Annotated in this window: 29 protein-coding genes; 8 read left to right on the forward strand and 21 right to left on the reverse strand. The window is 44.5% G+C overall.

The window, feature by feature from the left end; translation table 11 throughout:
- The first annotated feature begins 37 nt into the window (after positions 1 to 37).
- Complete coding sequence (locus ACSFXN_RS02075; RefSeq protein WP_437148551.1) at positions 38 to 487, forward strand: tripartite tricarboxylate transporter TctB family protein; 450 nt, start codon at positions 38 to 40, stop codon at positions 485 to 487.
- Between the two features lie 18 nt (positions 488 to 505).
- Positions 506 to 2,032 carry a tripartite tricarboxylate transporter permease gene (locus ACSFXN_RS02080; protein ID WP_437148552.1) on the forward strand — a complete coding sequence of 509 codons (1,527 nt, stop codon included), beginning with the start codon at positions 506 to 508 and terminating at the stop codon, positions 2,030 to 2,032.
- 60 nt (positions 2,033 to 2,092) lie between these two features.
- On the opposite strand, the gene trhO is transcribed toward ACSFXN_RS02080, so the two are convergent.
- The 5 genes from trhO to ACSFXN_RS02105 all read right to left on the reverse strand — a co-directional run bounded on the left by trhO (position 2,093) and on the right by ACSFXN_RS02105 (position 6,593).
- Complete coding sequence (trhO, locus tag ACSFXN_RS02085; protein WP_300990229.1) at positions 2,093 to 3,055, reverse strand: oxygen-dependent tRNA uridine(34) hydroxylase TrhO; 963 nt, start codon at positions 3,053 to 3,055, stop codon at positions 2,093 to 2,095.
- A gap of 316 nt (positions 3,056 to 3,371) precedes the next feature.
- Complete coding sequence (locus ACSFXN_RS02090) at positions 3,372 to 3,785, reverse strand: VOC family protein (RefSeq protein ID WP_437148553.1); 414 nt, start codon at positions 3,783 to 3,785, stop codon at positions 3,372 to 3,374.
- 11 nt (positions 3,786 to 3,796) lie between these two features.
- On the reverse strand, positions 3,797 to 4,747 hold the full coding sequence (locus ACSFXN_RS02095) for a 2-hydroxyacid dehydrogenase (protein WP_437149148.1): 951 nt from the start codon (positions 4,745 to 4,747) through the stop codon (positions 3,797 to 3,799).
- A 129-nt stretch (positions 4,748 to 4,876) separates the two neighbouring features.
- Positions 4,877 to 5,494 (reverse strand): DedA family protein, encoded by a 618-nt coding sequence (locus ACSFXN_RS02100; protein WP_437148554.1) that lies wholly within the window; start codon positions 5,492 to 5,494, stop codon positions 4,877 to 4,879.
- A gap of 13 nt (positions 5,495 to 5,507) precedes the next feature.
- Positions 5,508 to 6,593: a metallophosphoesterase gene (locus ACSFXN_RS02105; RefSeq protein WP_437148555.1), complete on the reverse strand. Its 1,086-nt coding sequence runs from the start codon at positions 6,591 to 6,593 to the stop codon at positions 5,508 to 5,510.
- Positions 6,594 to 6,767: 174 nt separating this feature from the next.
- Here ACSFXN_RS02105 and ACSFXN_RS02110 point away from each other — a divergent pair, with 174 nt between their 5' ends.
- The 5 genes from ACSFXN_RS02110 to ACSFXN_RS02130 all read left to right on the forward strand — a co-directional run bounded on the left by ACSFXN_RS02110 (position 6,768) and on the right by ACSFXN_RS02130 (position 10,177).
- Positions 6,768 to 7,109: an ABC transporter permease gene (locus ACSFXN_RS02110; RefSeq protein WP_437148556.1), complete on the forward strand. Its 342-nt coding sequence runs from the start codon at positions 6,768 to 6,770 to the stop codon at positions 7,107 to 7,109.
- 12 nt (positions 7,110 to 7,121) lie between these two features.
- On the forward strand, positions 7,122 to 7,760 hold the full coding sequence (locus ACSFXN_RS02115) for a PspA/IM30 family protein (protein ID WP_437148557.1): 639 nt from the start codon (positions 7,122 to 7,124) through the stop codon (positions 7,758 to 7,760).
- Positions 7,761 to 7,825: 65 nt separating this feature from the next.
- Positions 7,826 to 8,524 (forward strand): cell wall-active antibiotics response protein LiaF, encoded by a 699-nt coding sequence (liaF, locus tag ACSFXN_RS02120; RefSeq protein WP_437148558.1) that lies wholly within the window; start codon positions 7,826 to 7,828, stop codon positions 8,522 to 8,524.
- Complete coding sequence (locus ACSFXN_RS02125) at positions 8,521 to 9,564, forward strand: sensor histidine kinase (RefSeq protein ID WP_437148559.1); 1,044 nt, start codon at positions 8,521 to 8,523, stop codon at positions 9,562 to 9,564. The genes liaF and ACSFXN_RS02125 overlap by 4 nt, the downstream gene beginning before the upstream one ends.
- The gene (locus tag ACSFXN_RS02130; protein ID WP_437148560.1) at positions 9,542 to 10,177 is read left to right on the forward strand and encodes a response regulator transcription factor; all 636 of its coding nucleotides are present in this window, start codon (positions 9,542 to 9,544) and stop codon (positions 10,175 to 10,177) included. The genes ACSFXN_RS02125 and ACSFXN_RS02130 overlap by 23 nt, the downstream gene beginning before the upstream one ends.
- A 124-nt stretch (positions 10,178 to 10,301) precedes the next feature.
- Here ACSFXN_RS02130 and ACSFXN_RS02135 read toward each other — a convergent pair whose 3' ends face one another.
- From ACSFXN_RS02135 to ACSFXN_RS02145, 3 genes are all read right to left on the reverse strand, one after another.
- Positions 10,302 to 12,461, reverse strand: coding sequence for a sensor histidine kinase (locus ACSFXN_RS02135; RefSeq protein ID WP_437148561.1), 2,160 nt, complete (start codon positions 12,459 to 12,461; stop codon positions 10,302 to 10,304).
- 142 nt (positions 12,462 to 12,603) lie between these two features.
- Positions 12,604 to 13,293, reverse strand: a complete 690-nt coding sequence (locus tag ACSFXN_RS02140) for a response regulator transcription factor (RefSeq protein WP_437148562.1) — start codon at positions 13,291 to 13,293, stop codon at positions 12,604 to 12,606.
- Positions 13,294 to 13,373: 80 nt separating this feature from the next.
- The gene (locus tag ACSFXN_RS02145) at positions 13,374 to 14,279 is read right to left on the reverse strand and encodes a DMT family transporter (protein ID WP_437148563.1); all 906 of its coding nucleotides are present in this window, start codon (positions 14,277 to 14,279) and stop codon (positions 13,374 to 13,376) included.
- Between the two features lie 110 nt (positions 14,280 to 14,389).
- Here ACSFXN_RS02145 and ACSFXN_RS02150 point away from each other — a divergent pair, with 110 nt between their 5' ends.
- On the forward strand, positions 14,390 to 14,620 hold the full coding sequence (locus tag ACSFXN_RS02150) for a helix-turn-helix domain-containing protein (RefSeq protein WP_300990241.1): 231 nt from the start codon (positions 14,390 to 14,392) through the stop codon (positions 14,618 to 14,620).
- A gap of 47 nt (positions 14,621 to 14,667) precedes the next feature.
- Here ACSFXN_RS02150 and ACSFXN_RS02155 read toward each other — a convergent pair whose 3' ends face one another.
- The 13 genes from ACSFXN_RS02155 to ACSFXN_RS02215 all read right to left on the reverse strand — a co-directional run bounded on the left by ACSFXN_RS02155 (position 14,668) and on the right by ACSFXN_RS02215 (position 25,838).
- Entirely contained in the window at positions 14,668 to 15,453 is a 786-nt protein-coding gene (locus tag ACSFXN_RS02155) for a hypothetical protein (protein WP_437148564.1), read from the reverse strand.
- Between the two features lie 42 nt (positions 15,454 to 15,495).
- Positions 15,496 to 16,707, reverse strand: a complete 1,212-nt coding sequence (locus tag ACSFXN_RS02160; RefSeq protein ID WP_437148565.1) for a hypothetical protein — start codon at positions 16,705 to 16,707, stop codon at positions 15,496 to 15,498.
- Between the two features lie 20 nt (positions 16,708 to 16,727).
- Positions 16,728 to 17,453 (reverse strand): hypothetical protein, encoded by a 726-nt coding sequence (locus ACSFXN_RS02165; RefSeq protein WP_437148566.1) that lies wholly within the window; start codon positions 17,451 to 17,453, stop codon positions 16,728 to 16,730.
- Positions 17,454 to 17,471: 18 nt separating this feature from the next.
- Positions 17,472 to 17,660 carry a hypothetical protein gene (locus tag ACSFXN_RS02170; protein WP_437148567.1) on the reverse strand — a complete coding sequence of 63 codons (189 nt, stop codon included), beginning with the start codon at positions 17,658 to 17,660 and terminating at the stop codon, positions 17,472 to 17,474.
- 9 nt (positions 17,661 to 17,669) lie between these two features.
- Positions 17,670 to 18,449, reverse strand: coding sequence for a pilus assembly protein TadG-related protein (locus ACSFXN_RS02175; RefSeq protein WP_437148568.1), 780 nt, complete (start codon positions 18,447 to 18,449; stop codon positions 17,670 to 17,672).
- The gene (locus ACSFXN_RS02180; protein ID WP_301855374.1) at positions 18,446 to 18,829 is read right to left on the reverse strand and encodes a TadE/TadG family type IV pilus assembly protein; all 384 of its coding nucleotides are present in this window, start codon (positions 18,827 to 18,829) and stop codon (positions 18,446 to 18,448) included. The genes ACSFXN_RS02175 and ACSFXN_RS02180 overlap by 4 nt, the downstream gene beginning before the upstream one ends.
- Positions 18,830 to 18,913: 84 nt before the next feature.
- Entirely contained in the window at positions 18,914 to 20,317 is a 1,404-nt protein-coding gene (locus ACSFXN_RS02185; RefSeq protein ID WP_437148569.1) for a VWA domain-containing protein, read from the reverse strand.
- 96 nt (positions 20,318 to 20,413) lie between these two features.
- Positions 20,414 to 20,635, reverse strand: a complete 222-nt coding sequence (locus ACSFXN_RS02190; RefSeq protein WP_301855376.1) for a hypothetical protein — start codon at positions 20,633 to 20,635, stop codon at positions 20,414 to 20,416.
- Positions 20,636 to 20,653: 18 nt separating this feature from the next.
- Positions 20,654 to 21,592 carry a type II secretion system F family protein gene (locus tag ACSFXN_RS02195; protein ID WP_437148570.1) on the reverse strand — a complete coding sequence of 313 codons (939 nt, stop codon included), beginning with the start codon at positions 21,590 to 21,592 and terminating at the stop codon, positions 20,654 to 20,656.
- A 9-nt stretch (positions 21,593 to 21,601) separates the two neighbouring features.
- Positions 21,602 to 22,531 carry a type II secretion system F family protein gene (locus ACSFXN_RS02200; RefSeq protein WP_437148571.1) on the reverse strand — a complete coding sequence of 310 codons (930 nt, stop codon included), beginning with the start codon at positions 22,529 to 22,531 and terminating at the stop codon, positions 21,602 to 21,604.
- Positions 22,522 to 23,886, reverse strand: coding sequence for a CpaF family protein (locus tag ACSFXN_RS02205; protein WP_437148572.1), 1,365 nt, complete (start codon positions 23,884 to 23,886; stop codon positions 22,522 to 22,524). The genes ACSFXN_RS02200 and ACSFXN_RS02205 overlap by 10 nt, the downstream gene beginning before the upstream one ends.
- A gap of 27 nt (positions 23,887 to 23,913) precedes the next feature.
- Positions 23,914 to 25,053, reverse strand: coding sequence for an AAA family ATPase (locus ACSFXN_RS02210; RefSeq protein WP_437148573.1), 1,140 nt, complete (start codon positions 25,051 to 25,053; stop codon positions 23,914 to 23,916).
- 44 nt (positions 25,054 to 25,097) lie between these two features.
- Positions 25,098 to 25,838 (reverse strand): SAF domain-containing protein, encoded by a 741-nt coding sequence (locus tag ACSFXN_RS02215; protein WP_437148574.1) that lies wholly within the window; start codon positions 25,836 to 25,838, stop codon positions 25,098 to 25,100.
- Positions 25,839 to 26,183: the final 345 nt, after the last annotated feature.

A 26,183-nucleotide genomic window follows, 5' to 3' on the forward strand; every position in this document is an offset into this window, starting at 1 on the left:
TCGGCCGCTTTCTTACTTTAAAAAGGAGTGAAAGACAATGAGTAAAACGTTCGATCGCTTTGCAGGAATCGCTTTTTTACTGATTGGCCTTCTGTTTGTCATTGAGAGCCAGCGGATTTCCGAAAGCTCATACGGTTCAGCAGTCGGTCCGGATATCTTCCCTATTGGCCTCGGTACAATATTAATTTTGTTGAGTCTGCGTTTGCTATACGAAACGTTCCGTTACCAAACAGGAACTAAAAACGGCGAAACTGTCCAGTATAAGAAATTTATCATAATCTTTGTCAGTGCACTTTTATATGCCATATTACTGGAGCCGCTTGGCTATGTCATCACGACTTTCGCATTTCTTTTAATCGCCTTTCAGACAATGGAGCGCGGCAAATGGGTCAAATCCATTTTGATCGCCAGTTTGTTCTCATTTGGCGTCTATTACTTTTTTGCCGAATTCCTTGGAGGCTCGCTGCCAGGATTCCCGGTATTTTAACTTGAGAGGTGGAGTATTATGAATACCTTACAATTTCTGATGGATGGATTCAGCATCGCGTTTCAATGGCAAAACATCCTCTTTGCATTTGCCGGAGTCCTAATCGGGACCGCAGTAGGGGTATTGCCTGGCATTGGGCCAATGAGCGGCGTGGCGCTTCTCATTCCTGTTACCGCTACTTTGACAGCTGGGCTGCCGGCGGAGGCAGCGGCGGCAAGTTCGATTATTTTATTGGCTGGTGTCTATTACGGCGCCATGTACGGCGGCTCAACCACCTCCATCCTGCTGAACACGCCTGGTGAATCTTCGTCAGTTGTCACGACTCTTGACGGTTATCAAATGGCCAAGCAAGGGCGTGCCGGAGCAGCTTTATCAATTGCTGCCATCGGTTCGTTTGCAGCAGGCATCATTTCTTTGATCGGTCTCGTTTTGCTAGCTGAGCCTTTATCAAATATAGCTTTGGAATTCGGGCCTGCCGAGTATTTTTCTTTAATGCTTTTGGGGCTTGCAGCAGTCAGCGGCCTTGCTGGAAAATCGATGACCAAAGCGTTGATGATGACCGTGTTTGGTTTAATGCTGGGCACTATCGGAATCGATGCTGTTTCAGGCATTGCCCGCTTTACTTATGATATTCCCGTCTTATATTCCGGGCTAGAATTTCTTACCATTGCTGTCGGCCTTTTCGCTTTAGGTGAAGTTTTCAAAACTGTTCTGGAACGAGATCATGAAGATGGCACAATGGCTAAAATCGGCCGTATCCTGCCAACCAAACAAGATATGAAAGATAGTGCAGCCCCTATATTGCGCGGCTCGTTTTTAGGATTCTTTATCGGTGTCTTGCCCGGTGCAGGAGCTACTCTGGCATCGTTCTTTTCCTATATCGGCGAGAAAAAATTCAGCAAAAATCCTGAACAGTTCGGCAAAGGGGCAATTGCCGGTGTTGCTGGACCTGAATCGGCCAACAACGCAGCTTCAGGAGGAGCCATGATTCCCCTTTTGACTTTAGGGATTCCCGGATCCGGTACAACCGCTATTCTTATGGGCGCTTTAATCATGTATAACATCCAGCCTGGCCCCTTGTTATTTGAAGATCATCCTGAAGTAGCCTGGGGGCTGATCGCCAGTATGTTTGTCGGAAACTTAATGCTTCTTATACTGAACATGCCTCTTGTAAAAGTGTTTGCTAAGATTATTCAAACACCGAAAAAGTATTTATTGCCGATCATTATTGCCATTTCGTTTTTCGGTGTTTACGCTGTGCAGTATACGACGTTCGATCTTTACTTGCTGCTTGCTTGCGGTGTTCTTGGTTACTTGTTGACCAAAAACGATTTCCCGGTTGCACCGCTGGTCTTGGCGCTGGTCCTTGGCCCAATGATTGAAAACAATATGCGCCGTGCACTTACCATTTCAAACGGTGAATTTTCAATTTTTGTCACCAATCCGATTTCGCTGGTGCTGCTGTTAGTAGCTGCTGCTTGGCTGCTGATTCCGCTGCTCTTGAAATTGAAAGGCCGTTCTGTAGTACTGAATGAAGAAGGATGATTGATATGACCTTCAGCCATACAAAAAAACCGTCCCCTAAAGGACGGTTTTTTTGATTGCTTATACTTCAGTTGTTTCTTTTAATGCATCAAGGCGTTCCTGAACTTCTGCTCCCGTTAAGCCGTGTTCAAAGGCATAGCGGTTGCGTGGATGTTCACGGCACTCGTCAGAGCATGAACGCATGTATTTATGTTCGTTTTCTTCAGAAGCGATAATTTTCTTGTTGCATTCCGGATTTGCGCAGTTCACGTAGCGCTCACATGGCTCGCCAGTGAAATGGTCTCTTCCAACCACAACATGCTCTACTTGGTTTACAGGAACCGCAATGCGCTCATCAAACACGTAAAGCTGTCCGTCCCAAAGTTCGCCGCGGACTTCCGGATCTTTTCCGTAAGTCACGATGCCGCCGTGCAATTGTGCTACATCTTCAAAGCCTTCTTTTTTCAGCCAGCCCGAAAATTTTTCACAGCGGATTCCGCCTGTGCAGTAAGTTAAAATTTTCTTACCTTCGAACATTTCTTTATTTTCACGGACCCATTCCGGAAGATCACGGAAGTTTTCGATATCCGGACGCACTGCGCCGCGGAAATGGCCCAAGTCATATTCATAGTCGTTGCGTGCATCAAGCACGATTGTATCTTGATCCTGCATGCGTTTATAGAATTCTGCAGGCTCTAAGTAAGTTCCAGTCAATTCGTTCGGGTCGATGTCATCTTCGAGGCCCAAGTGAACGATTTCTTTTTTTGCGCGCACGTGCATTTTTTTGAATGCATGGCCGTCTGCTGCATCAATTTTGAAGACGATTTCTGAAAAACGCGGATCGCTTTTCACCATCTCCATGTATGCTTCTGTTTGTTCGATCGTGCCTGAACATGTACCGTTAATTCCTTCATGGGAAACAAGGATACGGCCTTTAAGCCCGATTTCCTTGCAAGCTGCCAAATGTTCAGCTGCGAAAGCCTCAGGATCTTCGATTGGTGTATATAAATAATAAAGTAAAACATTGTGTGTATGATTTTGCATGAATCATACCCCCTATTCTTCAATTTGTTTCATAAGCCCCAAAGACTTCAAAAACCTAAATCATTTTACAATAAAAACCGGTAAAATTCAACTTTTGCAGAATTGAAAAAACAGCTGTGCAGAACAGCTGTCTTTTATAATTAGGCTATTATGCCATGTCCTCCAGCACTTGTCGGAGAATGGATCGGCACCTTCACTTTTCTTTTGTCCAGTTGCGGCGATCAGACCCTCGGGGTCATAAGCCAACCCGGCTGTGCGGCAAAGAGCGCCGCTCCGCCGGTTCGACTTATGCCTTTCGGGTCTTTCTTGATCGCCTTCACTTTTCTTTTTCCACGTTGAGATCCCAGACAAATCCGTATTGGTCTTTCACTTTTCCGTATTTGGCCCCCCAGAAAGTGTCTTGAAGTTCCATGATCACTTGCCCGCCTTCAGACAGTTTACTGAAAATAGTTGTGGCTTCTTCTTCGCTTTCACACTCCACGACAAGCGCCAGGCCTGAACGGGGCAGTTCCGGTTGTTCCTCTACAGAATCAGCCATCATTAACCGGAAATCGCCTTTTTGCAAAAGGCAATGCAGAAGATAGTCTTTGGCATGATCCGGGCTTGGAAAGCCGGAATCCCCGTATGTTTGGCTTCCTATTCTTTCTAAGCCAAAAACCTCCTCATAAAAAGATGAAGCTTCGCCTGCTTGGCCATAAAATGTAAGATATGGTGTAATCGAACCTTTCATTTAAACATCCCCTAACATACTCGATTTTTTACAGAGCGCCCTTCAAAACACGATGCAATGGCTTCTGCATTCATTGCCATCATCGCGAGCCGCGTCTGGACAGTAGCACTGCCGATATGAGGCAATACCGTCACATTCGGCAAACTAAGCAGCGGATGGTCCGTCGGAACCGGTTCTTGTTCAAAAACATCCAAACCCGCTCCCCATAGCTTATTCGCTTTTAACGCTTCGTATAAAGCGGCTTCATCTACAATCCCGCCACGTGCCACATTGATCAGACAAGCAGATTCTTTCATCAGTGACAATTCCCGTTCACCGATCATGCCTTTTGTTTCCTCTGTAAGCGGCGTTAAAATCACCACAAAATCCGACTCTTTCAGAAGATCATCCAATGCCGCATATTTTACATCCTCCAGGCTTCGGCGTGTCCGGTTGTGGTAAAGTACGTTCATGCCGAAACCTTGAGCACGCCTCGCCACCGCTTCTCCTATTCGCCCCATGCCGATAATTCCAAGTGTTGCTCCACCGACATTCTGGCCGGTCATCCCCATCGGGCTCCAAGATTTCCATTCACCCGATCGCACTGTTCTATCTGCTTCCACGATGCGCCGTGCCGTTGCCAACAGCAGTGCAAACGTTAAATCTGCTGTTGTTTCGGTCAATACATCCGGCGTATTCGTGACAAACACCTTATGTTTATGGGCGGCTTCCAAATCGATGTTGTTGTAGCCCACCGCCAGATTTGTGACGATTTTCAAATTCGGGGCGGCTTCGAAGACTTCCTCATCGATTTGATCCGGCAGCATCGTCCAAAGCGCTTGCGCGTCTTTCACTTGTTTTAATAATTCCTCACGCGGAGCGGATGTTTCCGCATCTTCCCACATCCGTACTTCATAGGATTGCTGTAAGCCTGCTACAACTTCATCAGGCAACTTCTGTGTAATGTAAACGATTGGTTTCATGCCGATCCTCTCCAATTCCATTGTATGTACCTCTATGCCTTAACAGGTGCTAGCATTTTTCCATTATCAAACAATTATAACAATAAAAAAAACTGCCGGCAAACAACCGGCAGTTTTTCCACATTAGATTCAATCTATTTCGCGTGTTCTGATTTTCTTAACATAAAACCAAATAGCTGCAATTCCGCCCAGTGCAATCAAAGCATAGACCACGTTCGAATAAATATCGAGCTGCTCCATAATCTGATCGCGGTTTTCTCCTACTGCTTCCCCTACAAAGACAAGGACCGTATTCCATAGAAGGGTTCCCAGTGTAGTGAATGTCAGGAACAGCCAAAATTTCGTATTGGCCATCCCTGCTGGAATTGAGATTAAACTGCGGACCAGTGGAATCAGCCGGCCGAAAAAGATGGTCCAGATGCCGTAGCGGTCAAACCAGGCATCAGCACGGTGGATATCGGCTTTTTTGATGCGTAGTATGCGGCCATATTTCTCCACAATTTTCTCTAAGCGCTCGACGTCCAAAAGGAGTCCAATTCCATATAATATTAACGCACCCGATACTGAACCGGCAGTAGAAGCCAGAATCACTCCCGGAATGGTCATATCCGTCGTTGTTGTCATAAATCCGCCTAATGTCAAAATCACTTCGGACGGAATTGGCGGAAACACGTTCTCCAGCATAATAAGTAAAAAGATTCCGATGTAACCATAGTCAGACATAATTGTTGTAATCCACTGTTCCATTTAATTGCTCCTCTTAGTTTGTTTGCTCAAATTTCATCTTGATCGACCATAATTCTGAGCGGCTTCCAATACGGATGGCTGGTCCCCAAAATCCAAAACCCGATGACACAAGGAAATGGGTTTTTTCTGTCAAGCGATGGCCATAATCCAGTTCAAATACTTTTTTCGTTATAAAACGGTTCGGCCACATTTGCCCTTTATGGGTATGGCCGGATATATGTAAATCTGCCCGCAAGTCTACCGGCGTCTTTAAATCGGATGGGGTATGGTCCAGGATAATCCACGGCAATTCAGTTCCTGGTTTCAATAATTCCAATGCATGGCGCTTGCCGTTTGTCCGGTCTTCACGCCCTGTTAAATAGAAACGATTTCCAACCAAAATGGTTTCATCCCGCAGAATATTCACACCGGAACTTTCCATTAGCTTTACCAGCAGAGGGATTTTTTTGCCGTAATACTCATGGTTCCCCAAAACGCCATAGACGCCTAATTCAGCTTCCAGTTTCTCCATCTCTTCTTTCATTCCGTAACGTGCATACCATACCGGGTCATCGTCCACTAAATCTCCGGCAAGCAAGACGGCATCCGGCTCTAATTTATTGGATCTTGTGACAAAACGCTTAAGATGCCGTCTGCCTGATAATACACCCAGATGAAAATCCGACCCTACTACTATATGAAGAGGTTCTGAAACAGGACCGTCGACAGTTATCTCCAATTCACGGACAACCGGGCTATAAGCCAGAAATGTACCAGCAATAAAAATCAAAGCAAAAATGATCGCCACTGCATTTCCAAGAATAAGAGCTTCTTGATCCCATTCCACAAATAGGCTGACTATGTTCGCAATTGGAAAGAAAATAATGCCGTATTCCAGGAAAGCGAACCAATAAGCGCCAATCACTGAAAATGCCAGCCATCTATGCCCCAGACGCCCGATGAAAAAGCTGAAAGCAAGGATAAACCAGATGACGCCGAATAGCACCGGATAAATCCATTCTGCCCATGATTCAAACCATACATATACGTTCCAGCCCAGATAAGTGACAATGGCCAGATAAATACTTAATGCCGTAATGCTGTAAGTGATTATTCTCATTGAGCAGCCCCCTTCTTCATACTATATAAAAGACATTATAGCATTTTACATTTCAATCCACCTTACCTAAACGAAACTACGCCTCAAGTCTTAGTAAAAGATGCAGTCAGGGACCGTATTGAAAAGATTCAGCACTTGATAAGATGAAGATACAAATTGAGAGGAGGAATTAAATTGAATAAGTTTTGGATGATTACACTGGGCATCGTCGCCGGCATCATCGTACTATCCAATCTCAGTGCCATCATGGGATTGGCAGTCTCTGGTTTGATTCTCTACATGGGTGTGCATTTTTACTTGAAAAGCACATCGACAGCAGCAAAAATCTGGTGGGGATTTGTTGGAGCCGTGGGCGTACTGTCAGCCATCTCCAACGTACCGGCATTGATTGGTGTCGCAGCAGCTGCCGGATTATGGTGGATTTACCGCAACTGGAATGACCGCCCCGTCACTGTCACGAAAAAAGATGATCCGTTCACAAATTTCGAAAGACAATGGGACAAACTTACAAAATAAGGAGGAATACAAATGGCATCTTTATGGGAACGGTTTAAATTCACAGTAGCAACAGACGTAGATACACTGGTATCAAAGAAAGAAGAAAAAAATCCACTGGCCGTCTTGAACCGTTATATCGTGGAAGCTGAAAAGCAAACGGAGGAAACAGGGAAATGGGTGGAGCGCCAAGCTAAGTTGAACAGCAAGCTGGAAAAAGAATTAGCTGAAGCGCTATCCATGCTTGAAAAACGGCAGTCACAGCTCCAACTGGCGCAGAATTCAGGTGAAAGCGACTTGTCAGCATTTGCTGAAATGGAAGTGGCGGCTTACTCCAACCGTACAGCCCAGTTAAACCGGACAATCGAAGAAAATCTGGCCGAATTAAACGGGCTGGAGCAGCGCTATGAGGAAATGAAACATAAAGTAAAAGACATGAAAGTACGCCAGCTTCAATTGATGGGCAAAGAAAATGCAACGCGTGCCCATCACCAGATGGACAAAGTCTTAAATCCGGAACTTGCAGCAGAGCGTCTCGGGTCTTATGACGACATGGCGTCCTACATCCAAACACTGGGTTCAAAAGTTGAACAGGAACATGAACGCTCTGCAATGGAACGCCGGCTGGAAGCTTTAGAAAAAAACAGCGCACAACAAAAGGAAATTGGGTAAACTAACATGAGAAGAAGGATTCCTTCTTCTCACTTTTCCGATACAAAGAAGGAGGCAAAACTGCGATGCAACAGTTCACTACTAACAAACAGGCGTTGATCATTCTGAGCGCTTTACTTCTCATCTTCGTGGAAGCTGCTTTTTTCGGAAACGGCAGTGTATTTTTGGTTCTTCTTGGTATCGGACTGATTTACTATGCAATTAATAAAAGTGCGAAAACGCGAAAATCTTACATCTGGACTGGAATAATCCTGATTGGCATCTCCGTCTTATCAATGTGGAGCTTGCGGCTGCTGATCTTTTCAATAGCGGTTTATTTACTCATCCGCCTTTGGAAAGGTGATGAATGGCAGCAAAGTGTCCCGATTCAAGGAGCGGTCGATAAAGGCCTGATCCAAAACAAATTCCTCTCTGCCCAAAGCACCCCAATTGAAGCTTATGAATGGAAAGACATCCATGTACAAGGATTTGTCGGCGATTTGCTTGTGGATGCAACGCAGACCGTCTTACCGAAAAAGACTTCCTTAATTTCCATCCGGCAAGGATTTGGCAAAGTCAAAATTGTTTTGCCTTATGAAATTCCTGTACGCATTTATTACACGACGCTTCTTGGCGACGCCCAGTTTTTCAGCGGCGAAAAAAAGCGCATCTGGAACGGCACCATTCATGCAGAAGACGGGTACAGCCAAGACGATTACAATAAAACCGAATTGATCATATCTCTTTCAACTTGGATGGGAGATGTCGAGGTGATTCGCCGATGAAACAGATTCTTCCGCGCGGCCTGTTTTTCGTGGGCTTATTTGCAATCATCATTTTCGGTATTTTGATTGTGCTTCTGGGGCTCCCCACCGAACGCACATGGTCAGTCCTGTGGGAAGATTTTGTGGCCGGTCTTCCTTTTGGTATTTGGCTTTTCGTCTTGATGCTCGCTTTGTCTTCCGGAATCGCCTGGTGGTCTGAATCGTTAACGCGCTCGAAAGTGCAGGAACTCGACGATATTTTCCAGGCCCTCCTCCGCAACGAAGACCAGACCGTCATTGAAGCGGCCCATATGAAAACTTTGCCGAATCATTTATCCGCTTCAATTTTGAAATTGCAGAAGCTATTGGAATCCCAGCGCAAAAGCTTAGCGCGCATTTCCAATGAACGGGCAGAAACCCAAGACCAGATCATCCAGGAACGGCTGATCATGGAACGCCAGCGCCTGGCGCGCGAGCTCCACGATTCGGTTTCCCAGCAGCTCTTTGCGGCTTCGATGCTGCTGTCTTCGATGACCGAACAAGAAGGGGCATCTCCCGGTCTATTGCAAACTGAAAAAATGGTGCAGCAAGCCCAGCTTGAAATGCGTGCCTTGCTCCTGCATCTGCGCCCTGCTGCACTCCATGACAAAAGTCTGCGCCAAGGGTTGTTTGAACTGGTCTCTGAGTTAAAGGAAAAAGTATATTTCACCATTGAGCATAAGTTGGAAGAAGTTCATTTGCCAAAAGGGGCTGAAGACCACTTATTCCGCATTGCCCAAGAAACACTGTCGAATACGCTGCGCCATTCCAAAGCGACCGAAGTTCATATTTTATTTATTGAACGTGATGACTTTGCTATTTTACGCATCCAGGACAACGGAGTCGGTTTTGAAAGCGAACAGTCCAAGTCAACTTCCTATGGGCTAAAGCATATTGAAGAAAGAGCCATCGAAATCGGTGCTACCAGCAAAATTGTTTCAGTGCCTTCAGAAGGCACAATCGTAGAAGTAAAAGTCCCTATCGAAAGGATGGTTTCCGATGATACGAATCTTATTGGTTGATGACCACGAAATGGTACGCATCGGCGTCTCTGCTTACTTGCAGTCGCAAAGCGACATGGAAGTCGTCGGTGAAGCAGTGAACGGCGAAGAAGCGGTAAAAATGGCGCTCGACCTTCGCCCGGATGTCATTCTGATGGACATGGTCATGCCGGGCATGAACGGAGCGGAAGCAACCGATGCCATTATCCGGCAATGGCCAGAAGCGAAAATCATGATTGTTACCAGTTTTTTGGATGACGACAAAGTCTATCCGGCATTAAAAGCAGGAGCGGTCAGTTACATATTGAAAACGTCCAAGGCGTCCCGCATCGCAGAGTCAATTCGGGAAACAATGAACGGCACGTCTGTACTGGAACCTGAAGTGATGAGCAAAATGATGAAGCAGATGCGCCATGACCATGTCTTGCATGAAGACCTGACAGACCGCGAAATGGAAATTTTGCTGCTGCTGGCAAACGGCTACACCAACCAGGAAATTGCAGATGAGCTGTTTATCGCCTTGAAAACCGTCAAAACCCATGTCAGCAATCTGCTATCGAAGTTGGAAGTCCATGACCGCACACAAGCCGTCATCTACGCCTTCCAGCATAAACTCGTCTCTCCTCCACAGTGAGGGGAGGTTTTTTGTTTATATTAAGTCGAATCTTTTACAATTGCCACTTGATGCACTAAGTATAATTGAAAGAGGCTGTCCTCAAAGTCAGTGAAATCGACTTTCGGGACAGCCTCGTTTTTATTTATATAGTATGAATCGAAACCATCACTTTAAACAAGTCGCCGTCCACTTCAATTTTCATCACTCCACCGTGCAGATCGACAATGGATTGGGCTATCGCAAGGCCAAGGCCAGAGCCTTCAGTTTGCCGTGATGCGTCTCCTCTTTTAAAGCGTTCGAACAGTTCATCGGTATTTTCACCGAGTTCATAGCGGGTAATGTTCTTGATGACGAATTCAGCCTGTCCATCGGATTCACTCAATGATAAATAAACGCGAGTGCCTGGCAATGCATACTTGATGGCATTCAAAATCAGATTATCAAAAACACGCCACCATTTTTGGCCATCGACGTGCACATGAACGGGCTTGTTCGGATTGGTTACCCGGAAATCCAACCCTGAAAGCCCGATGTCTTCCGCATGTTCAGCGAGCGCTTGCTGCAGCAATTGGTTCAAATCTATTCGTGTGCGCTGAAGCTCTATATTGCCGCTGGCCATCTTTGAAACCTCAAACAGATCTTCGATCAATGTTTTCAGGCGTTGTGACTTACGGTCTAGGATTTCCGCGTATGCCAGCCGTTCCTCATCCGATAAATTGGGTGTTTTCATCAAATCCGTGTACGTGATGATCGAGGTCAGCGGTGTGCGCAAATCATGGCTGACATTGGTGATCAATTCCGTTTTCAGCCGTTCGCTTTTGGCTTGCTCAAACATGGACATTTTGACGCCTTCTTTCAGGCGGTTTAATTGTCTGGCGTGCTGTGCGAGCGGGGATTTGCCGCGAATCGGCAGTTCTTGGTTTAGCCGGCCGCTTGCCATCGCTTCTGTTTCCAGCATCAGTACATTCAGATAGCCGAATCGGTTCAGCATAACCAAAACAGCTGGAAGTCCAAGCAATGCCGAAGCGGGCAGCCATAAAATAACCATCTGTGGGTATATGAACAGCAACAGTGTCCCTGCTCCCCAGAAAAAGACGACAATCAACAACATAAGAGTCTGGATGCCGATGGATTTATTCAAAAAAGCCTGACGTGCATTTTGGATGCTGCGCAGCATAAAGCTTTGCTGGAATTCATATTTGAACACTTGCCCTTTTCTGTAATAGGCGAACAGCCAAATGATCTGCAGCAAGCTTAAAGCCGTTAAACCGAGCGCCGCAATCAACTTCCAAGCCAAATCGAATCCGTAACCAATATAGTTATCGGTCCAAGTATTTGCCATTGTCCAGAACAGCTCCGAACTGGCAAAAAGCGCAAATACAATAGAGATGGCAGCCAGCAGAAAGCGGCTATCCATTGTCAAACGCGACCATTTTACATAGAAGGGCGTTTTAATGAACCATTCCAGCTCAAATCGAAGATGTGTCCACAGAACGACAATTCCAGCAATCACCAAAGCGCCGAATGCGTATAATATGCTCTTCACAACTGTAAATTGCATGAAATTCACACCTTGTCCCGAAGACGCCAGCAAAGATCGATCAATCTGTATGGTCCCAACGAAATCAGCACTCGAATTCGGAAGAGCAGACGATTCGGTATTAAAAAATGCCGAATTCGTATTTACCGAATACTCTCCTGTCGAACTCAACGGATTATCTTTCGAATATGTTTTTTCGAAATACGGCTGCTCTTTCAGCTGCCCTTTTGTAAACGTCTCTTCGGTTTCAAGATTAGTAAGTTCGTATACGTAATACGCGGTGTCTTTTAAAAAATCCGTTTTCTCGTTTCCTGAATCCCGGCTTATTTGTTCGATCGACTCTTTCCGTTCCATCAGTATTTTTCGAACAACCGCTTCATCATCGGAGAAGTTATTCCGAATTTCCTCCACTTTCTTTTCCCGTTCTTGAGTAAGTGCCTCTTCTAAATCTTTATTGCCAGCAGAAATGGCTTCCTCAATATCCGATTCATACTGATTGCGGATACTGAAGAGTTGGTCTGCTAATGTACCATTCCGGCTGCGGTATTCCTCTATTTCCGATGAAGTGACCGGTACAGCAGTCTCATCGATCAGTGGATCCAATTCCAAGGCAATAAGACGATCGGTAAAATAAACGAAATCCGTCTCGAAATCAACCGTGTCCAAATAGGATTTCCCAAAATACTTCGAACCCAGTTCCAAAATGCTAAAACAGCCAATTATGATAAATGAAGCAATGAATAGCCATAGCCATTTCTTCACTGATTAAGCATCCCCTCTCGATAAGGTTCTGAGAGAAGCCAGCAATTCAGCAACCGGCGAAGTTATAAAAAATTCAAAGATAAAGGTAAAGCAGTAGAGCAGGCTGAACAAAGCACAGACAATCGCAACTACCGACCATATATCATTTTTCCATTTTGTAGCCAATGCCCCATACCACCTTTACATACCTCGGATTTTTTGGGTCTGCCTCGATTTTTTCGCGAATCTTGCGTATATGTACCGCCACGATATTTTCAGCGTTATAAGCAGGTTCGTTCCAGACACGTTCATAAATCTCATGGATGGAAAACACGCGCCCGGCATTAGCCATCAATAATTCCGTTATTTTAAATTCAATCGGCGTCAGTTTGATTGGCTCTCCGTGAAGCGACACGTCCTTCGCTTCTGTATTCAGCACAAGACCTTCTATTTCAATATGCTGAGCCTTATCTTGGTAATTGCCAAGAGTGACGTAGCGTCTTAGTTGTGATTTCACACGGGCAACCAGCTCCATCGGGTGGAACGGCTTTGTCACATAATCGTCCGCTCCTACTGACAGGCCATGGATTTTATCGGAATCCTCCACTTTCGCGCTTAGCATGATGATCGGAATATTGCGTGTTTCCCTAATTTTAAAAGTTGCCGAAATTCCATCCATTTTCGGCATCATAATATCGAGAATCATGACATGCACTTCATTTTCTTCAAGCAATTCCATTGCTTCAAGGCCATTCGCCGCTTTCAGTACTTTATAGCCTTCGTTTTTCAAATATATTTCAATACCGTCCCGGATATCCTGGTCATCGTCTGTCACCAGCACTGTATGCCTCATTTCTTGCACCTCTTCCCTCTATGAACCTAATTGTAAATGGAAATTCTTAAGCCGAGCTTATCAAAAATATGAAGAATTTCTTAAGAAAGAGGTGTTTTTTCCATAGAGGCAGCTTTGCTGTTCGGATAGCTCTTTTTTCTGCCGAATGTTAACACCAGAATTCCGCCCAAAAGCAGCAAAACGCCTAGCCAAGCGATTCCTGTAAGCACTTCACCGACAATGAAAACGCCTAAAAGCGCTGCTGTCATCGGTTCAGCAAGTGACAGCGTCACTGCAGAAGAAGAAGGAATGATTTTTAATCCGCTTGAGAACAAAATATACGAAAGACTCGTAGCTCCTAGGCCGAGGTATAAAATAACCCCTAAGTTCTCAGGTGCCGCTATGTATGACAAATCAAAAAAGAATAAGAACGGCATCAAATACAAAGCGCTTAACGAGAAAATCACAGCCACTGAAGGAACGGCATCCATTCTTTCCAAGACTTTTTTGCTGATAAGCGCATAGGCGGCGAACGACAAGCCAGCGCTAAGCGCCAGCAAAATGCCCATAGGATTGACCGCCGGTGCGTCCTTGTCGGCAAACAACAGCAAGCAGCCGACAATTGCCAAGCCGGTCGCCATGGCCCAAACACGGTCCGGTTTTTTTCTTAATACAGCCCATTCAAGAATGCCTGAAAAAACCGGCGCACTGCCAATAGCTACAACTGTACCGATCGCGATACCTGTCAATTGGACCGAAGAAAAAAACAATGGCTGAAACAGGGCCATCGTGGCTGCTGATAAAAAGACCGCTTTCCAAGGAATCGACCGGAACATTAACTTTTTCGTCCATAAAACAAATGCCAAAAGCGTAAATCCTCCAATGCTCAACCGCAGAGCCCCAATCGTCAAAGGATGCGCAGTCCCGTCAAGGAAACTTTGGGCGGTCCCAGTTGTTCCCCACAGCATCGCTCCTAGCAAAACCCAAATATATGGCCAATAATTCACATTAAACACTCCCTGTATTTTATCAATGTAGTAAACCTTATCATGAATTTTATAGTTTGAGATAGCCTGTTCCATCAATTATAATAAAAGAAAAGAGAGGAGATGATCATATGTATATGACAATCCCGGAAACTGCCGTTTTTCTATCAATGCCTGAAGAACAAGTGATGAGTTACGTGCTTGAAGGCCGTATTCGCGCAGTCAATGACGGAGAACAGTACTTGATCAATACCTCACAGTTCGAAACGCATTTCCAGCAGCTTGAGTTAGCTAAACAAGCTCTTGAAGAATGGCGTGCCATCCCTATTCCGGACGATGTGGATATTCAAGACGAAGATTAAGAAAAAGCATCTTAGCCGATTTTCAGGCTAAGATGCTTTTTTGTTTCTTATTTTGGATAGCGGATATATTGCCGTTGGCCTTCGATGATTTTCTTATTGTCTTCGATCATTTTATCGTAATTCAGCTTTTTCATGTTTTCGAAGTCTTGATCTGCAATCACATTCAAGCCGTTCAGGTTCTTGCGCATTTTTTCTGCGTTATCGGTGATTCCTAGAACAAACTTCTGCGGTTCTTGCCCAAGACCATTCCAGCCTTCAGATTTTTTAAGAAAAGAAGCAAAAGCTTTGATTTCAGCATTTTTTTCCAGGAGCAGCTGTAAATTCAAGTACTGATACAAGGTCAGCAGGTTTGCTGCTTCCTGTGTCTTCATGACGTCTGCTTCAACGATTTCCTTGCGGACTAATACGTCATTTTCATAATAGTTCTTGTAGTCTTTTATTAATGAAGTCAAGTTTTGCTGTATTTTCCATAGCTCCGCAAAAGCTTCTCTTCCTTCTAAAACAGCTGGATCCGATGTAGAAACAGGGATGCTTAAAGGTTTTGTAAAATAAGCGGCATTTATTTTCAAATAATCCATGCCAATATTGAAAATATTATTGCTCAAATCACCGAAAAGAGCTAAATGGCGTTGTGCTTCCAGCGCTTCGTCCCGGTCTTCTTCACCAGGGGTTACATAAGCAGTTGCAACAGACGCATTGTTTTTGGTGAATCCAGCCATGTAATAAGGCTTGCCGTTCACCATCCAATAAATCGGATTTACAAATATGCCTTCTGTCCATTTTTTATGCTTCTTAACTTTTTTCAGGAGCAGCTGAGTAGTCTGGTCATTCATCGATGAATCTCTCCTTTTAAACAGTCTTACTAAATAATAGCATTAGCCGAACAATCCAGTAAAAGAATTCCATCCTTTAGCGATGGCGTCAGTAGCTTTCGAAGCAGTACTCTTAATGCCACCCCAATTTCTTGCAACGTAGCCAGTAAGTTTTGAAGCTCCCCATAATGCGGCACCTGCAACAACTATTCCAGCTCCAATGGCTTGGCCGCCGGGTATCGCAGCGGCAACTACACCCGCACTCATCAAAGTAGATCCCAGACTGGCCGTCGCATCAGAAACTTCGGCAGTCTTTTCTGCACCGCTGGCAGTTGAACTATTTAGCGTATCAATTGCCCCTCCTTCACCGAAGGTTTCATTATATGTTTCAATTCCACCTAGTACAGCACCACCTGCTGCTGCTACTACATTCAGTTTTCCCAAGGCTCCCATCGCTGTCGAGCCTGCGGTAGCCGCCCCACTCATTGCCCCCCCGACTGTGGAAGCTTGGGAAGCGTTTCTCGCGCTTTGTATTGTATTGATGGACTGGGCAGCTGTGAAACTATTTGCCGCTGCATCGTTGGCATCAGATATTCCGTCCAATATTGGGCTGTCGATTCCGAGTTTTAAACCATTCAATAAAAGTCCTGATAAGAAGAATGCGGAGCCCCGGCCCATTTCTCCGCTGCTTGAAGTCAATGAATCTCCAGCCAAACTCACTTGGCCAAGAATTACGTCTTTAGCTACATAGTTGAACACTTCAAATCCATCAGGACCTGAAGAAGTTGCTCCGTTGGCATTTGTGGCATCGCCGGAAGTGCCGTCGCCTGAAGTGCCATCACCGTTCGTGCTGTCTCCGGCTGTTCCGTCACCGCTCGTGCCGTCGCCTGAAGTTCCGTCGCCGCTCGTGCCGTCGCCGGAAGTCCCGTCGCCGCTCGTGCCATCGCCGGAAGTTCCGTCGCCGCTCGTGCCATCGCCGGAAGTTCCGTCGCCGTTTGTGCCTTCGCCGGAAGTTCCGTCGCCGTTTGTGCCTTCGCCCGAAGTTCCGTCGCCGCTCGTGCCGTCACCTTCCCAGCTCTCGCCTTCCCACGTATCTCCGGTCCAACTTTTCCCTTCCCAAGGCGTTCCTTCCCATGTATCGCCAGTCCATGTATCACCTGTCCATGTATTTCCAGTCCAGGGTTGAACTGCAGATGCGACCGAAAAGAAGAAAGATTGTCCGATGATCAATAAAATCACTGTAGAAATAACTATCCTCTTCATTAACAGCTCCATAACTTCCCCTCCTTTTTTACTTATTTCGAAACTGCAAAGTCGTTGTTGTTTTCAATCGTCAACAAACTTAAATCTTCTTTCCATTTCACCGTAAATGAAGCCAGTATCAAGTAAAACAAAGGCAGGAAAATGGTATTCAAGAAAATATGGCAAACTGCTATTGCCAGAAAAGATGTAGTTATATCTAAAATAATCAATTGAAGCATATAAGATCCGATTAATTCAGCAAAGCCGAAAACTGCAATCAGCAGTATAATCTTCCAATGCTGGGTTTTAAAAATCCGAACACTCTCTTTTATTGATGCCCAAACCGACTGTCCTTCTATGACAGCTATGATCGGTGTCATCGAAAATATTCCCAGCAGAATGACGCCCGGTACCACGAATAAACTAAAGCCAATAATAATCAATGCACCGGCCACTGTAGAAAATAAGAAAAAGTGGAAGCCTTTTAAAGCGAATTGAAAAAATGCTAGCCTTAAGGGCTGTTCCTGGCCCATTTCTTCGTAATGCCAAAAATAAACGAATGGCACGAGAGCAAACAAAAATAATGTAAAGACAATATATGCATTATAGACGTCTGCAATTGTAAAAAGAGAACCGAATGCCGGGGTAGCTGCCAAAATATAATTGGAGGCAAAAAACTGAATCAATATAATCGGTAATTGAATAAAGATTACAAGCAGCAGAATCCGTTCGTATTTCTGTCCGAAAAAAGTCAATGCTGACCGGATTGGCCGTTCCATAAAATAACCTCCGTCCTTTTATTGTTTCTGAAGCTGAAGCAAATGGTTCTTTCTCATATAGGGCAGTGCCAGTCCTACAGCAAATGCTGTAAATGGAAAGCTTCCTTCTGCAAATAGCCATTCTGCTATCGTGACAGGAACAAAAATTCCGTAAAAGAAAATCATTAATATAAAATAAATCCTGCGCCATTTTTTCTCTTTCTTCATAGTAAACCTCTATTCCAGGGAATAAGTTCTCCCTTCCCAACCGGGTAACTTTTGAACAAACTTCACTTCCGGGCCTTTCGAAGATTTAAACAAACTTTCCTTGATGCCGGCAAAAAATCCGTTATAGCCAATTGCGCCTACTTCGCGGGAAGATTCCACAACAATTTGGCCGTCTTCAAAGACGGTCATAACAGCGCCATCGAGTTCCCCGCCATTTGCTAAAATTGCATTCCTCGCACTTTCCTTCATGGATTTGATCCAATCAAATTCCAGTTCAAGACTCATTTTTTCCTTCATCATGCCGTTTCCAAGCCCTTTGTCCAGTTCTTTGGCCAAAATGCGGTCAATCGCTTCATTGCGGATTTCATTGAGTGTATAATCTGCCATCTCGCCTGATAGTTTCTCGGATTCTTCATCGATCAACTCATCAATGCTTTTTTCTTTCTTTTCTTCGACAGGTGCTTCAGGTAATTCCGGTTCAGCGGGTTCTTCAGGCGACGCTTCTTCTTGTGCTGCCTCTTCTTTTTCTTTTGCTGCCTCCTCTTCTTCAATGAACTTTTTTAAGTCTTTCTCGTATGAAAGAATGAATCCCGGAAGTTCTTCGTAAAGAGTGGCTGTAGCCGCAAGTGCTGCCTGCTGAGAAGTAGATACTGCTTGTTCTTTCGCGATCAACGCTCCTGCCAGATTCAAGATCAGCAAAAACAGGACAATCATAATACTGATTAAGCCCAAAACGAAAAGTGCGACATTGCCTTGTTCGTTTTTTAGACGGATGCGAATTTTCTTCATTTGATCACCTTGCCTGATGTATCAGCGCTGTACGAAAAAGTAGGCTTTCCTCCAGCGAACAGCTTAGCCGGCAAAAACACAAAATCAATCTTAACATTGACTGCCGCTGTAAATTCATTGGTTCCTGAAATAGGTGCGCCTGCAAAGCTGATGTAACTGCCGCCGGCGTCCACTATGTTTTGCGCCGCGGCAGTTGCTTCCCCGGCATCCGCAGTTACTGAATAGACTTTAGCGGCTTCACTTGCAGCGGATTCTGCAATCATTAAGCCATGAAACCCAGCGATGAACTGCCAGGCAATCATCATCGTCGTAAAAATCAGCGGGACAACTCCTAAAAATTCAATTGTCGCTGAGCCTTCTTCATTCATCATCTTTTTCATCGCCATCACCTCTGCTGATAGACTCCCGCTTTTCCAACTTATTTAGCATAAATAAGCTGGAAAAAGGGGAGTCCCCTTTTACTGTTATGCTGCTTCATCAGGATACTTCTCTTCTATTTGCTTGCGCATTTCACTCAAACCTTTTTCTTTCACTTCATTCAACTCCGTGACGAGAGGTGTTCTTGAGGCATTCGCCAAATCGCTGATTGCAAAGATTTTTTTCTCCAGATAATCTACTTGATCCCAAGTAATGTAACCGGCTTGCTGTAGATACCGGACGCCTCTGCTTAGTGCCAATTCTTGCTTTTGAGAAGCGGAACTCCAATGGTTTTCGAATTTTTGAATGGCAAGCCAACTGGCATTGCTGGCTTTTAAGACATCCAGTTCTGAATCCATTTTCCAATTCTCCCAATTTCTTAGAACCTCTTCTGACTGTTCGAATTGTTCGCTCAGTTCTTTGCCGTCAGTTACGTTCGAAAATATTCCATTTGCCGCTTCCGCAACATCTTTCAATTGCTGCTGCGCTTCAGCATCTGCATTAAAGCCAATCACATTAATGATGGGGGATATATCGCTTGCTGCCAGCGTTTTCGCTGTTGCAACAGGATTTCCACCACATGTTTCAATGCCGTCACTGACCATATAAATCAGATTGGTATTTGTCTTGCTATCCAAGCCGGCAAAACTTTCTTTGGCCGACTCTAATGCGCCTGCTACCGGCGTCCATCCAGCCGGTTCAAAAGCATTCAAAGCTTTTTCAAACTTTTCTTTTTCATAAGTGCCACGTTCGTAGATTTCTTCTACAGCTGCACAAGAAGCCGCTTTATCCGCTTCAGATCCTGTACCTTCATGTCCGTAGATGCGAAGGGAAACATTTGCTTCTTCTGGAACTTCAGCCATAAATTTTCGGATTGAATCTTTTGCAAGCTCCATCCGGGTTTCACCGCCTACGTAATTGGCCATGGAACCGCTGGCATCCAAGATGATTTCAACATTGTAGTTCTCTTTGAAGGCAAAGCGTTCATCTGCCTCGGGCGTCCCAGACAATGCGAATTCCAATTGATCCAGCACATCTTGAGGGTTTTGAAAATCATGTGCCACTAAGGAATACAGATAGTTAAAATACAAATCCATTTCTTCATCGGTTGCAACTTCAGTTAATGGAGGTACATCTCCGAAGGCTTCCAAGAAAGCCGGTTCGATTTCTTTTTCATCGCCTCCTGCTAAATCCAGATGACCTATTTTTCCAACAGGCTGTTGAATCAAATCTTCATCTGTTTCTGGCAGCGCAATCAATTCCAGCTTTTGGATAGCTGCCTCTGCCGCTTGTTTTTTATTTGTTTCTTCTGCCGGCTTTACAGATTTCTCTTTACTGTTTTCCGCTTCAGTTTGCTCGCCAGTTGACCCTGGTTCTTCCGGTTCATCTTGCTGACAGGCTGCTAATCCCATTGCAAGCAACGATGCCGCCATGAATTTGACTAATTTCATCGTATGCTCCTTTCTTGATGCTTATCCTTTTTCCAAGAAAAAGTTCTGTTTATCTGTCCTGGAATGTGCCGCTACACCAATAAAAGCAGGGAGGCATTAAGCCCCTCCGCCGATTTTGTTGATAAAGCCTTCAAATTTAGTAACCAATGTATCTCCGAATCCGCCGCCCGAGAAAGCTTGGGAAACGACACCCACTACAATAACGATGACCGCTGCAATGCCGATCCATTCCAAAGTTTGAGATCCTCTTTCGTTCGCTACTTTCGTTTGTACTGAAGACACCATTTGCAAGCTAAGTTCGTTTAATTTCTTTTTCATGTCAATTCCTCCTAATTTTTAGTCCAAAATATTGAATATACTATTTTCACCATAAATCATGTTCAATAACATCAAACCGGCAATCATCATGATTGAAACCGGCGCAACGACAAAGGTCGTAACGAGCGTCACTTTTGGCGAAGCTTTGGCTGCCAGTTCCTTGACGCGTTCTTGACGCAGTTGACGCATGTCTTCTGCCTGGATTTTAAATGTCGTTGCAATCGGAACACCCAACTTCATGCCTTGCAGCAAGGATTTGATCAGCTGTTGGAATTCTTCGTTGTCGTTTCGTTCCAGCAAATTTCGATAAGCCGTTTCACGCTGCACGCCTAAGTCTATTTCTTGCATGAAGCGCATAAATTCTTCCTGGAGCGGACCGTCGAAAAAGCGGATCACCTCCCTTAATGCCTGGTCCATGCTGACACCCGCCTGGATACTGGTGCTGATTGTATCGAGGAAATCCGGGAGGTCACGGCTCAGTTTCTCTTGCCGCATTTTTGCTTGGCGTCTAACGATGTAAATCGGCGTGAAATAGCCGAGCAGCGGTAAAAATACCAAACCATATTTAGAAAACGGGAAGCCGATGATGAAAAACAGCATCGCCGCAAAAAAACCGATTACAAACAACAGGATTTTCAGCCCCTGAAAGCGGGATAATGTGAGATTATAAGGATTACCGGACTTTTTCAGCCAATCAGCTACTTCAATGTTTTCACTAAAAAAATTGATGCGCTGGCCAAGCTCTGCAAATTCATCTGCATAACCGGTCATTCGTTGAAATAAGCTCGCTTTCTGCTTTCGCTTTTTCTTCTTTTTATTAAAAGCATCAATGCTGGTAAGTTCTGAAACATGAACCAGCACATCACGTTTTTCCTGTATATAAACTGACCAGTTCCTGATTCCAAGCACCACCATGAACCAAAAGGCGATGATGATAAAAATTATGAGAGCATCCAAACCCTTCACCTACACTTTAATATTTGTAATTTGACGTATCAGGAAAAACGATAAGATGATTCCGAGTCCGAAAGCAATCATTAAAATAATGCCGATGGGCGTTGTCAGCGGATCGGTAAAGCCTTCTATAATATTGTTCATGAACAATAAGATAAAAATCGGCATCGCCGGGACAATGAGTGAAATATAGCGCTGCTCAGACGTCATAGTCTGGATAGTCTGGTGCAGTATCTTACGGTCCTCCAAGGTATTCGACATTGTCTCAAGTGTCGTTGCCAAGTTTCCGCCCGTTCTTTTTTGTATTAACAGTGTCGCAATAAACAATTGGAAATCCCTTGAATCGTTTCGCTTCTGGACCGCGCGCAGAGCAGTTTCAAAAGGCACCCCAAGTTTCAGTTCATTTGACAAGCGTTTGAATTCATCTTTTGCCGGCTCGTTGACTTCCCTGGCCACCATATCGATTCCTTGCGTTATGGTCATTCCTGACCTTGCAGCATTCGCCAGCAAACGGCAAACTTCACTTAATTGCCCATTCAGGCGATCTTCGTATTTATTCTTCCGGATATAAAACAACAGAAAATGGCTTCCTGCCAGTATACCTGCGGTCAGAAGGAGACTCGGCAATGGCGCCATATTGAAAATCATATTGAATACGACATAAAACATCAAAATTCCAAGTGCGTGCATACCGATATACTCGGAAGCGAGCAAATTGACATTGGCGCTCTTCAGCTTTCTGGTTAGCCCTTGCGATGCATCCGATTCATCAAAACGGTCGCCCCAGACACTGATCGCACTTTTGCGCTTTTCCTCCGGATACCAAGTTTTCAGCTTTTTCTTCCATTCCTGCTTGTTCCGTCGGTAATCAAGAAACAAATAACCGCCGAACAGCAGCGCCAGAACTGCGGCACCGTATAAAACAGCAATGCTTAAGTCCATTGCGCCACCTCCTCGCGCATATTGAAGATGGACTCATCGAGTTCAATGCCAAACATCTTCAAATGGTTCAAGCATTGCGGGATATAGCCTGTCGGCGTAAAGTACCCCTGCACTTCTCCATTTTTTCCGGTTCCCGTGCGTTTAAAAATAAAGACGTCCCTGATTTTCACACCTTTGTCTTTATCTACATAAACTTCTGAAATGTTGACGATTTTCCGCTGGCCATCTCCCAGCCGGTCTGCCTGAATAATAAAATCCAAAGCTCCGACGATGTATTCACGGATAATCTCACTTGGCAAGTCCATTCCCGCCATGATGACCATTCCTTCCACCCGGCTGACGGCATCGACCGGGGAATTCGAGTGGACAGTCGTAAGCGAGCCTTCATGGCCGGTATTCATCGCCTGCAGCATATCAAAGGCTTCAGCACCGCGCACCTCACCAACAATAATACGATCCGGGCGCATCCGGAGTGAGTTCCGCACCAATTGGCGGATACTGATTTCTCCCTGCCCTTCCACATTCGCAGGGCGGGCTTCCATACCCACGACGCTTCCACGGTTCAATCGAAGTTCTGCAGAATCTTCAATGGTGATGACACGTTCATTTATCGGAATAGCCTTAGCTACTGCATTCAGCAATGTGGTTTTCCCACTGCCCGTTCCGCCTGAAATCAAGATATTCAGTTTTGCTTTCACAAGCGCTTGAAGAAACTCTGCCATGCGCTCATCTAAAGAAGCTAGCCGCAGCAAATCTTCCATTTCGAAAGGTTCTTTTCGGAATTTCCGAATGGACAAAAGCGTTCCATTCAAACTGATTGGCGGAATGACTGCATTGACCCGGCTGCCATCCGGAAGCCTTGCATCGACCATTGGCGAACTTTCATCAATTCGCCGCCCAAGAGGCGCAATGACCCGATCCACAATGTGGCGGACATGCTCTTCGTTTTTAAAAGTTACATGTGAAGCTTCCAGCCGTCCGTTCCGCTCAATATGAATCTCTTTCGGTCCATTCACCAGAATCTCTGTAATCGAAGGATCTTTTAATAATTGCTCAATCGGTCCAAAACCGACTGTTTCATCAATTAGGCGAGTCAGCAGCGTCTCTCTGTCCATTTTGGAAATAACCACTTTTTCCTCAAGCATAAATTGGCTGATCAACCGTTCAATCGAGATGCGTCGATCAATTTCTTCAGCTGCAATAAGAGGTTCCAAATTGGTTTCGGCCAGCAGCCGGTTTTTATAATGTTCCAGCAGCTCCTCCAAAAATGGAGTTAAAAATTGTGAAGTCTGCGTTGAAATAGTGTCGCTGACCGCTGCTGCCGATTCGGTTCTTTTTCTTTGAAAGAGCGACATCGCTTTCCTTCCTTCCTAAAAAAACGATTATTTTAACATTGAAACGACCCATTTCCTTATGTCTTTAGCGGCCGGGGTCAGTTTTTTCTCTTTTGGCATTTTGCGGAGGGTCTCTCCTTTGTTAATGGCTGCTTGCACTCCTTTTATATCACGTCTGATTTCAGCAGCAACCGGATACTCGATAAACCGCTCAATATCTTTTTTGCTTAACTCATTTTCTCTTCCTACCTCGTTCACTACCAATTCCAGTCGGTCAGTGGTAGGAATGCCTAACTTCTGAAACAATTCTTCTGTATGTTTAAAAACCCGGATGGATGGAGTGTCGAGCAAAGTGGTGTAATAAATGCGATCCGCTTCGATGAGTGCCGTATATGTCCGTTCATCCATATTGACTGGCAAATCAACAATGATAAAATCGTATGCTCTTCGGCAAACTCGTAAAAGCCTGGTGACAAAATCTTCTGTTATGTATTCGGCAAGTTCCGCATCGCATGGACTGATGAGAAGTTCCATTTTTGACAAAGGTTCTTTTTCAGTGACATTGCGTAAATGCTGCTCAGTCATTTCTTTAATAACCGGCTCCAGATCCAAAATATTGCGGGTTGTTTCGACTCCCAAATAAGATTCTCCGCCGCCATATTGCAAGTTGAGATCTATGTATAGTACTTGAGCAGTGGATTCGAACTTCAAAGTCTGGGCAAAAGCTGTGCTTAATAAAGTTTTTCCGCTTCCGCCTTTGCCGCTGTAGAAAGCGAAGACTTGGCCGCTGCCTCTTCTAAAGCTCAGTTGCTTTTCTTTTTCAGGCGTTGTTTGCAAACGGGCCAGCATGATGGAAATTTGGTTTTCCAATCCATTCAAGTCTTCCGGGATAACAAAATAATCAATTGCTCCTGCTCTGACTAAATCACGGAACAACTGAAAATCATGGCTTTCGTGTACGAATACCACTGGGACATTGTTCAGTTCTTGCTGTAAATAAGCATGCGTTTCCAAATCATGGCCGGGGTCATGAAGTTGAAGAACCATCGAGGGTTCGACGTTTTTCAATTCGGATCTTAAGTGGCTCGGGTCTAACCAGGTATAGTCAAACTCTTCTCCAAATTGCCTAGTAAGCGATGCAAACAGCTCGTTTTGTTGTCCTACTATCAGTAAATTGGATTGTTTCATTTTAAGTTCCCTCAGCTCTCTGTAGGCGTTTCAACGGCGCCATCCTATTCTTTCTTATCTGCTTCCTTTTTTTCTGCAGCTTTAGGCTTTTCTTCAGCTTTAGATTTTTCTTTGGCTTTAGGTTTTTCTTCAGCTTTAGGTTTTTGTTTCTTTACTTGCGGGGCAGCAGCTTTTCCATTGCCGACATTTGCTTTTATGATTCGCACACTGTCTGCGTAATTTTGCATATGTATTAATTTTGGAGCTTGATCGAGTGCTACTTCTACTTGCACTCCTCCAAACTTTTTATTGTCGTTTGCCACTCTGGCAACTTTCACGTCTTTCATGAAAATCTCGGTTTTATTTTCATCTTTGTCCTTCAAGGAAACAATAATATCCACGCGGTCCAATGCTTCAAGCTGTTCATCAAAAAACACTCGTTCGGAAGCCATCAAAGTAATGAGACGGTTGTTTTCTTCCATAACGGCTGAAGCTTGTTTCAACATATTTTTTGTTATTAAATCACCAGCAGACAAAGGTATTACTGATACTTTGTTTTCTAAATCATCCGTATTGACAATATGCTCTTCCGTTACGAACTTTTTAGGGATTTCTTCCACGGTAATGTCTTTTGGCGTTATCACACTCCGTGAGGCAATGTCTCCGCTTGCTGCATAAACGTTCACCATGGTCCCCAGGTCATTGTTCAGCGCTTTAACTTTTTGCAAAGTTAAAAACCCGGCTGTTCCTGCTAAAATTGCAGCAAGCAGGAAAAAGATAATTGCTTTTCTCTTAGACTCGATCATGTTGGCACTCCCTCGGCATAAGCCTATTAATTCTTTTCTGCTTTTATAGTAGAGAAATAAAAAACTGATGATGATGCATAAAAATTTTGGTTCTTAATAAGAGAAGAATTTAGTTCACTTTTTATTCATATTGAAATTCCCTACTTATGCTTACCATTATTTTAAAAGACTTGTCAAAATAATACAGCAAATAAAATGAGATTTAGTAATTCTAAAGTCTCTTGAGCCTAAATACCTTATACGCTTTTTTTCAAATAAAACCTATTCTTCATACGGTAATTCTAGGACTTAATAACCTTAAATAGGTATTTATTGAAACCAATTTATCATCCTTCATTCTTTCCA

The sequence above is a fragment of the Planococcus sp. 1R117A genome, from assembly GCF_051417975.1.
Lineage (GTDB): Bacteria > Bacillota > Bacilli > Bacillales_A > Planococcaceae > Planococcus > Planococcus shenhongbingii.

What these genes read in the sequence shown, in the direction of transcription:
- ACSFXN_RS02140 (WP_437148562.1), bottom strand. Translation starts at nt 13,293, where the DNA reads ATGAGGCATACAGTGCTGGTGACAGACGATGACCAGGATATCCGGGAC.
- liaF (WP_437148558.1), top strand. Translation starts at nt 7,826, where the DNA reads ATGCAACAGTTCACTACTAACAAACAGGCGTTGATCATTCTGAGCGCT.
- ACSFXN_RS02115 (WP_437148557.1), top strand. Translation starts at nt 7,122, where the DNA reads ATGGCATCTTTATGGGAACGGTTTAAATTCACAGTAGCAACAGACGTA.
- ACSFXN_RS02210 (WP_437148573.1), bottom strand. Translation starts at nt 25,053, where the DNA reads ATGAAACAATCCAATTTACTGATAGTAGGACAACAAAACGAGCTGTTT.
- ACSFXN_RS02155 (WP_437148564.1), bottom strand. Translation starts at nt 15,453, where the DNA reads ATGAATGACCAGACTACTCAGCTGCTCCTGAAAAAAGTTAAGAAGCAT.
- ACSFXN_RS02100 (WP_437148554.1), bottom strand. Translation starts at nt 5,494, where the DNA reads ATGGAACAGTGGATTACAACAATTATGTCTGACTATGGTTACATCGGA.
- ACSFXN_RS02130 (WP_437148560.1), top strand. Translation starts at nt 9,542, where the DNA reads ATGATACGAATCTTATTGGTTGATGACCACGAAATGGTACGCATCGGC.
- ACSFXN_RS02080 (WP_437148552.1), top strand. Translation starts at nt 506, where the DNA reads ATGAATACCTTACAATTTCTGATGGATGGATTCAGCATCGCGTTTCAA.
- ACSFXN_RS02125 (WP_437148559.1), top strand. Translation starts at nt 8,521, where the DNA reads ATGAAACAGATTCTTCCGCGCGGCCTGTTTTTCGTGGGCTTATTTGCA.
- ACSFXN_RS02170 (WP_437148567.1), bottom strand. Translation starts at nt 17,660, where the DNA reads ATGAAGAAAGAGAAAAAATGGCGCAGGATTTATTTTATATTAATGATT.
- ACSFXN_RS02190 (WP_301855376.1), bottom strand. Translation starts at nt 20,635, where the DNA reads ATGAAAAAGAAATTAAACGAACTTAGCTTGCAAATGGTGTCTTCAGTA.
- ACSFXN_RS02165 (WP_437148566.1), bottom strand. Translation starts at nt 17,453, where the DNA reads ATGGAACGGCCAATCCGGTCAGCATTGACTTTTTTCGGACAGAAATAC.
- ACSFXN_RS02185 (WP_437148569.1), bottom strand. Translation starts at nt 20,317, where the DNA reads ATGAAATTAGTCAAATTCATGGCGGCATCGTTGCTTGCAATGGGATTA.
- ACSFXN_RS02205 (WP_437148572.1), bottom strand. Translation starts at nt 23,886, where the DNA reads ATGTCGCTCTTTCAAAGAAAAAGAACCGAATCGGCAGCAGCGGTCAGC.
- ACSFXN_RS02175 (WP_437148568.1), bottom strand. Translation starts at nt 18,449, where the DNA reads ATGAAGAAAATTCGCATCCGTCTAAAAAACGAACAAGGCAATGTCGCA.
- trhO (WP_300990229.1), bottom strand. Translation starts at nt 3,055, where the DNA reads ATGCAAAATCATACACACAATGTTTTACTTTATTATTTATATACACCA.
- ACSFXN_RS02090 (WP_437148553.1), bottom strand. Translation starts at nt 3,785, where the DNA reads ATGAAAGGTTCGATTACACCATATCTTACATTTTATGGCCAAGCAGGC.
- ACSFXN_RS02160 (WP_437148565.1), bottom strand. Translation starts at nt 16,707, where the DNA reads ATGGAGCTGTTAATGAAGAGGATAGTTATTTCTACAGTGATTTTATTG.
- ACSFXN_RS02150 (WP_300990241.1), top strand. Translation starts at nt 14,390, where the DNA reads ATGTATATGACAATCCCGGAAACTGCCGTTTTTCTATCAATGCCTGAA.
- ACSFXN_RS02075 (WP_437148551.1), top strand. Translation starts at nt 38, where the DNA reads ATGAGTAAAACGTTCGATCGCTTTGCAGGAATCGCTTTTTTACTGATT.
- ACSFXN_RS02095 (WP_437149148.1), bottom strand. Translation starts at nt 4,747, where the DNA reads ATGAAACCAATCGTTTACATTACACAGAAGTTGCCTGATGAAGTTGTA.
- ACSFXN_RS02200 (WP_437148571.1), bottom strand. Translation starts at nt 22,531, where the DNA reads ATGGACTTAAGCATTGCTGTTTTATACGGTGCCGCAGTTCTGGCGCTG.
- ACSFXN_RS02180 (WP_301855374.1), bottom strand. Translation starts at nt 18,829, where the DNA reads ATGAAAAAGATGATGAATGAAGAAGGCTCAGCGACAATTGAATTTTTA.
- ACSFXN_RS02105 (WP_437148555.1), bottom strand. Translation starts at nt 6,593, where the DNA reads ATGAGAATAATCACTTACAGCATTACGGCATTAAGTATTTATCTGGCC.
- ACSFXN_RS02215 (WP_437148574.1), bottom strand. Translation starts at nt 25,838, where the DNA reads ATGATCGAGTCTAAGAGAAAAGCAATTATCTTTTTCCTGCTTGCTGCA.